Below are 5549 nucleotides of genomic sequence, written 5' to 3' on the forward strand. Positions count from 1 at the left end.
AGCTTCTGGCTCGAATCGATCTTCATCTATCACTCGTTTAGTTTTCAAGGATCAATCGGCGAGAGAATCTCTCGCGTCAACCGCTTGTCTCTCGCGGCGACAAGAGATATCTTATCATGCCCGGAATCCCGCCACAACTCGATATTTCTCCAGATTCGCGCTGTGGGAAACAAAAAGCCGCGTTTCAGCGGCTTTCAGCAGAAGAGCTTGTTATTTTGTTCTCGTTCAACGCCGCAGCATAGACTTCGCGAAACGGAACCTCTCGCTCGCGAGCCGCCCGCGCGCAGTCTTCATACTCCGGAGTCGCTTGCAAGACACGGCCGTTGAGGCTGCCGATCTTCACCCGCACCGTTCCGTACGACGTTTCCACGCTCTCAAACTTCCGCTCCAACGCCCGTCGGCTCCACACGCTTTGCCGCACTCCGAACGTCGTGGTTTCCCGCAACAGAATCTCTTCCAATTTGGAAGCGTCAGGAGGTGCACACAGTACGCTGATGAGCGTGCCGGGGCGGTTTTTTTTCATCAGGACGGGGGTGTAGTAGACGTCAAGGGCGGCGTTTTCGAAGAGGCGTTCCATGACGTAGCCGCAAGTTTCGGGCGTGCAGTCATCCACCTGTGCCTCCAGTACATGGATGGTTTCACGCCTGCCGCTCGTGGCGGCTTGTCCGATAAGAGCGCGCAAGACATTGGGATGCTCGGGGAAGTTCTTGGTGCCCGCCCCGTACCCGATTCCTTCTACTGTGAAGTTTTCAAGCGGGCCGAATCGGGTTGCCAATGCGCGGAGGAAGCCGGCTCCCGTGGGGGTGGTCAGCTCTCCTTCGGCGGGCGACTTCGCAAGCGGGATGCCCATCAACAATTCGGCTGTAGCAGGGGCCGGTACCGGGTACAGGCCGTGGTTGATGCGGATCTTTCCATAGCCGGCGGGCACGGGCGAAGCGTGGATGTCGTCAACGCCGAGATTCTCCAGCGCGAGGCACGCCCCGATGATGTCCAGAATCGAGTCCATCGCGCCCACTTCATGAAAATGGACTTCCGACGGGTCGATTCCGTGGATCTTGCCCTCCGCCGCCGCAATCGCTTCAAAAACTGCATGACTCCGTGCCTTCACCCGCTCCGGAAGCTCGCTCTCCCGAATCATCTCTAAGATCATCGCCGCCTTGCGATGTTCATGCCCGTGTTCATGCTCATGGCTGTGCCCATGCTCGCGTCCATCAGCCTGCTCATGAGAATGAGCGTGAGGATGAGCGTGCGAATGCCCATGCCCGCCAGCTTCCGGCAGCCGCATCCCCAACTTTTTCGCGGTGATCCCCAGTTTGTCCACCGTCTCCACCCACAGATCAAACTCATCCACAGGCAGCTTCTCCAATTCGCGCTTTACATACTGCAAGTCGGCGCCGAGATCAACCAGCGCCGCCAGCAGCATATCTCCGCTGATTCCGGAGATGCAATCCAAATACAACGTCCGACTCATCTTTCCCTACCCGCTCCTTCCAAAATCGCCTGCTGCAGGATCGACGCCGCGTACGCCGCGCCGAATCCGTTGTCGATGTTCACCACCGTCACCCCCGCCGCGCACGACGTCAGCATCGAGAGCAACGGTGTCAATCCGGCAAAGTGCGCGCCGTATCCCACACTCGTCGGCACCGCGATCACGGGGCGGCGAACCAATCCGCCAACAACGCTCGACAGCGCGCCTTCCATTCCCGCAACCACGATCACGACGCTCGCCCGCTGCAACCTCTCCCGCTGCGCCAACAGCCGGTCGATCCCCGCCACGCCGACGTCGTAGATGCGGTCGACTTCGCTCCCCATCCATTCCGCCGTCCGCGCCGCCTCTTCCGCGACCGGAACGTCGGCCGTTCCCGCCGAGACCACCGCGACAACGCCCGGAAACCGCCGCTCGCCGCCGCCGATCATGATCAAGCGCGCCATCGGGTCAAATTCCGCTTCGGGCACCGACTCCCAAACCGCCTCCGCCATCGAAGGATCGGCCCGCGTCACCATCGCACGCCCGTGCTTCTCCACCAGCTTGCCAAAAATCACCCGGACATGCTCCGGCGCTTTTCCTTGCCCGAAGATCACTTCCGGATACCCCGTGCGCTTCTCCCGGGCGTAGTCCACTTTGCCAAACCCCAAATCTTCAAACCCGCAAATCTCCGCCTCCGCCTGCTCCACCGTCAACTCCCCCGCCCGCAAGCGGCGCAACACCTCTCGCAACTCCCGCTCTTTTTCCTTCATCGCGCCCTCCCCGCCCCAAGACCCAGCGTCTCGTTCATCGAACCGCTGCGGTAGCCTTGCAGATCGAGCGTCACGTACGCGAAACCTTCCTCTTTCAGAATCGCCGTAATCTCGTCTGCATATTCGACCGCCCGTGCCAACTCTTCGCGCAACACTTCCACCCGCGCAATTTGATCATGGTGGCGCACGCGCATCTGCCGGAAGCCCAGTCTGCGCAGCTTCTCTTCGCCTCGGTCCAATTGCTCCACTTTTTCCAACGTGATCAGGTCGCCGTACGGAATTCGGGACGACAAGCACGCAAACGAAGGCTTCTCCCAATTCGGCAGCCCCATCTCCCGTGCCATCGCCCGCAATTCTTCCTTGAAAATCCCCGCTTCCTGCAACACCGAGCGGATGCCAAACTCCTTGGCCGCCTGCCGTCCGGGGCGGTACTCACCGAGATCGTCCATGTTCGCGCCGTCCAGCACATATAAAATCCCACGCTCTTGCGCCAGCCGCGTCAAGCTCGCATACAAACCCGATTTGCAATGGTAGCAACGGTCCGGGTTGTTCGCCACAAAGTGCGGATTCTCCATCTCGCGAATCTCGATGATCTCATGCCGCGCCCCGATGTGCGCCGCAAGCTCCACCGCCTCTCGCAACTCGCGGTCGGGAAACGTCTCGCTCGCCGCCGTCACCGCCAGCACACGGTCGCCGAGCACCTCCTGCGCACAGGCGAGCACAAACGTGCTGTCAATCCCCGCTGAAAACGCCACGATCACCCGGTCGAGTTCCTGCAAGATTCCGTACAGCCGCTCTTTTTTCGAGAGTTCCATTTGGCAAATCTCCCCTTTCCTTTCCCAGGGACATGCGGTATTGTAACAAGTGCGCATACTAAACACCTAGGAGGTGACATCCATGAGGCTTTCAAAAGAAACGGTATACGATCTCGAGAACTTTTATGACCGGATTGCCGATGAAGACGAAGAACTCGTCGACAAACAATTCACCAAGCTCCAACCGCTCCACCAAGACCTCGTGAAAAAAAACAACTATAAAAAGGACGAAATCGACGACAAGCTCGTCTCCCTCTTCGTCCAAACGGCCAGCTCCCGAGGCATCGAAGAAAAGTGGGCCAAAGGCTACCTCTTCTACGAATACTTCGACAACGAATAAGCCAAAAAAGACTCGTTCCGCTACCGGATCGAGTCTTTGTTTTTTCAGGCGTCAGGCCGGGAGCGTTTCGCGGGTTTCGCACGCCGGGCGTTCAAGATGTCTGCCCACACCTCGCCCAAACGCACCGCCGCAAGCCCCGCAAGGTCGAATTCCAGACCGGAAATCCTGCGGGGAAGTGATGTTTTTTTCGGAGTGCGGGGGTTGGGAATCTGCGGTTCGTCTGTACGCGGAGTTTCACGCGTGAACACCTGTTCGATGCCCGTCGCGGTGCGGTCTCGCTCTGTCAACGGCGGGAGGTGCCAGCGGTTGGTCAGCGTTTTGATCATCGAACTGTGTTCGAGGGGCACAACGTTACCGTGTGGGTCTCGCGCTCGAAATACTGTGCCCGCCTCAATGTAAGGCGAAACCAATACGGTGCACACGCGGATGCCGAGTTGGTCAAAGCGGAATCCCTGCTGCCCAACGGGTGCCTTGGGGTCGGGCGGCACGGCGGCCGGCGGCAAGACGTGGTCGTAGCATCCGCCGTGCTCGTCGTAGGTGATCACGAACAGCGTCCGCTCCCAGTTCTTGCCCTTGCGCAGCGCTTGGTAGACGTCGTAGATCAACTTCTCGCCCTCCGCGACGCTGAACGGCGGGTGTTGGTCGTTGCGTTGTCCGCGCCAGTTGTTGAAACAGGGCTCAAGAAACGTATAGTTCGGCAGCGTCCCCTCCTCCGCGTCGCGGAAAAACTTCTGCATAAAATGAAAGTTGTGATTCCAGTACTTTGCCAATTGCCGGAAGTGAATCAGCATCGTCAGCGAGATGATCGTCTGTGCGTCATAGTACACACCCCAGGTAAGCCCTGCGTCCGACATGCGGTTGAAGATCGTCGCCGTGTCGTTTTGTAACCAGTTCAGATACGGCCAGTTGTCCACCAACCCCGCCGAGGTTCCCGCATGAAAAAACGACCGGTTCGTCCACGTTTGGCTTGGCACCGAACAAAACCAGCGGTCGCACACGGCATATTGATGCGCCAACGCGCTGATCACCGGCACTTGCTCTGGCGTAAACCCGTTCATGATCTTGCTGTAGTTGTCGTAGGTAATAGCTCTTCCGTCCTGTTTCAACATCCCGGCATAGTCTTGCACAAACCCTTGCATCGGTTCCCGTTGTCCGTACATCTGGGCTTGCACGTGCAAAAATTCTTCTCCCGGATCGGTGGTCGGTTCAAACTCTCCGCTCCCCCTCCCCGCCGGCACGACTTTGCGCTGCGCCCCGTCCGTATTCGAGGGAATCGGATTGGACAACCTCTTGCCCGCCACCCCGTCAAACGCCTGTCCACGCGGTGCTTGGTCATACGGCGACCGATTGCCCTTGGCGTACAACCACCCTGCCATGTTGTCAAACGAGCGATTTTCCAGCATCAACACGACCACATGGTCGATCCTCTCGAAGCTATTGCCCATCCCCTCAACTCCCACCTCTTGTTCTGGTACAAGATATGAAAAAAAGACCCCATCCGCCACGGATTGAGCCTTTCTCCACATTCCCTCATAAAATTTACAGCATCAGTTGGTAAAACTCGACATCTTGCCATGCGTCAAACTTGTAGCCGACCTGCCGAAACACGCCGCACAGTTCAAAGCCGAACGCCTCGTGCAGTTTTACGCTGCCCTCATTGCCCGCCGTAATGCCTGCAATGATCGTGTGATATCCGATGTGTCGGGCGCGGTTGACCAACTCTTCCAACAGCGCCCGGCCGATTCCTCGGCGTTGAAAACGCTCGTCGATGTACACGGAGTTCTCCACAGACTTACTGTACGCTTGCTTGTCGCGAAACTTCGAGAGGCTGCCGTATCCGGCGACCTGACCGTCCACCTCTGCGACAATCAACGGATACTTCTCATCGTATTTATGAAACCACACCTCGCGCTCTTCATACGTTTGCCGCTCCAAATCAAACGTCGCCGTCGTCGTCTCCACCGCTCGATTATAAATCGAGAGCAGAGCGGGCAAGTCTTCAATTCTCGCGTTGCGGATGGTGATCATCCGAGATGCCTCCTCTTGGAAAAAAGGCTCGATTCCGCAAGGAATCGAGCCTTTCCTATTCAACTGCCTCGCGACGTCCTACTCTCCCGGGACCCTGCGGTCCGAGTACCATCGGCGCTGGAAAGCTT

At 58.1% G+C, this 5549-nt stretch carries 6 protein-coding genes; 1 reads left to right on the top strand and 5 read right to left on the bottom strand.

What is annotated here, in order from left to right:
- Nucleotides 1-184: 184 nt before the first annotated feature.
- From larC to larE, 3 genes are read right to left on the bottom strand one after another with little or no spacing between them, the layout of a single operon-like run.
- Nucleotides 185-1471, bottom strand: a complete 1287-nt coding sequence (gene larC, locus EL26_RS22600) for a nickel pincer cofactor biosynthesis protein LarC (RefSeq protein WP_038094642.1) — start codon at nt 1469-1471, stop codon at nt 185-187.
- The gene (larB, locus tag EL26_RS22605; RefSeq protein WP_038094644.1) at nt 1468-2238 is read right to left on the bottom strand and encodes a nickel pincer cofactor biosynthesis protein LarB; all 771 of its coding nucleotides are present in this window, start codon (nt 2236-2238) and stop codon (nt 1468-1470) included. The genes larC and larB overlap by 4 nt, the downstream gene beginning before the upstream one ends.
- A complete protein-coding gene (gene larE, locus EL26_RS22610; RefSeq protein WP_038094646.1) occupies nt 2235-3053 on the bottom strand; it encodes an ATP-dependent sacrificial sulfur transferase LarE in 819 nt (272 codons plus the stop codon). Before larE ends, larB begins: the two co-directional genes overlap by 4 nt.
- A gap of 82 nt (nt 3054-3135) precedes the next feature.
- On the opposite strand from larE, the gene EL26_RS22615 reads away from it, so the two are divergent.
- Nucleotides 3136-3393, top strand: a complete 258-nt coding sequence (locus EL26_RS22615) for a hypothetical protein (RefSeq protein ID WP_038094648.1) — start codon at nt 3136-3138, stop codon at nt 3391-3393.
- Nucleotides 3394-3437: 44 nt separating this feature from the next.
- Here the strand turns inward: EL26_RS22615 and EL26_RS22620 are convergent, their stop codons facing one another.
- Complete coding sequence (locus EL26_RS22620) at nt 3438-4838, bottom strand: alkaline phosphatase family protein (RefSeq protein WP_052036722.1); 1401 nt, start codon at nt 4836-4838, stop codon at nt 3438-3440.
- 94 nt (nt 4839-4932) lie between these two features.
- The gene (locus EL26_RS22625; RefSeq protein WP_038094650.1) at nt 4933-5421 is read right to left on the bottom strand and encodes a GNAT family N-acetyltransferase; all 489 of its coding nucleotides are present in this window, start codon (nt 5419-5421) and stop codon (nt 4933-4935) included.
- Between the last annotated feature and the right edge of the window lie 128 nt (nt 5422-5549).

Origin of the sequence: Tumebacillus flagellatus (genome assembly GCF_000714935.1) — a bacterium.
GTDB lineage: Bacteria > Bacillota > Bacilli > Tumebacillales > Tumebacillaceae > Tumebacillus > Tumebacillus flagellatus.

Excerpts from the sequence above, each read along its gene's own strand:
- larC (WP_038094642.1), bottom strand. The coding sequence starts at position 1,471 with ATGAGTCGGACGTTGTATTTGGATTGCATCTCCGGAATCAGCGGAGAT.
- larB (WP_038094644.1), bottom strand. The coding sequence starts at position 2,238 with ATGAAGGAAAAAGAGCGGGAGTTGCGAGAGGTGTTGCGCCGCTTGCGG.
- larE (WP_038094646.1), bottom strand. The coding sequence starts at position 3,053 with ATGGAACTCTCGAAAAAAGAGCGGCTGTACGGAATCTTGCAGGAACTC.
- EL26_RS22615 (WP_038094648.1), top strand. The coding sequence starts at position 3,136 with ATGAGGCTTTCAAAAGAAACGGTATACGATCTCGAGAACTTTTATGAC.
- EL26_RS22620 (WP_052036722.1), bottom strand. The coding sequence starts at position 4,838 with ATGGGCAATAGCTTCGAGAGGATCGACCATGTGGTCGTGTTGATGCTG.
- EL26_RS22625 (WP_038094650.1), bottom strand. The coding sequence starts at position 5,421 with ATGATCACCATCCGCAACGCGAGAATTGAAGACTTGCCCGCTCTGCTC.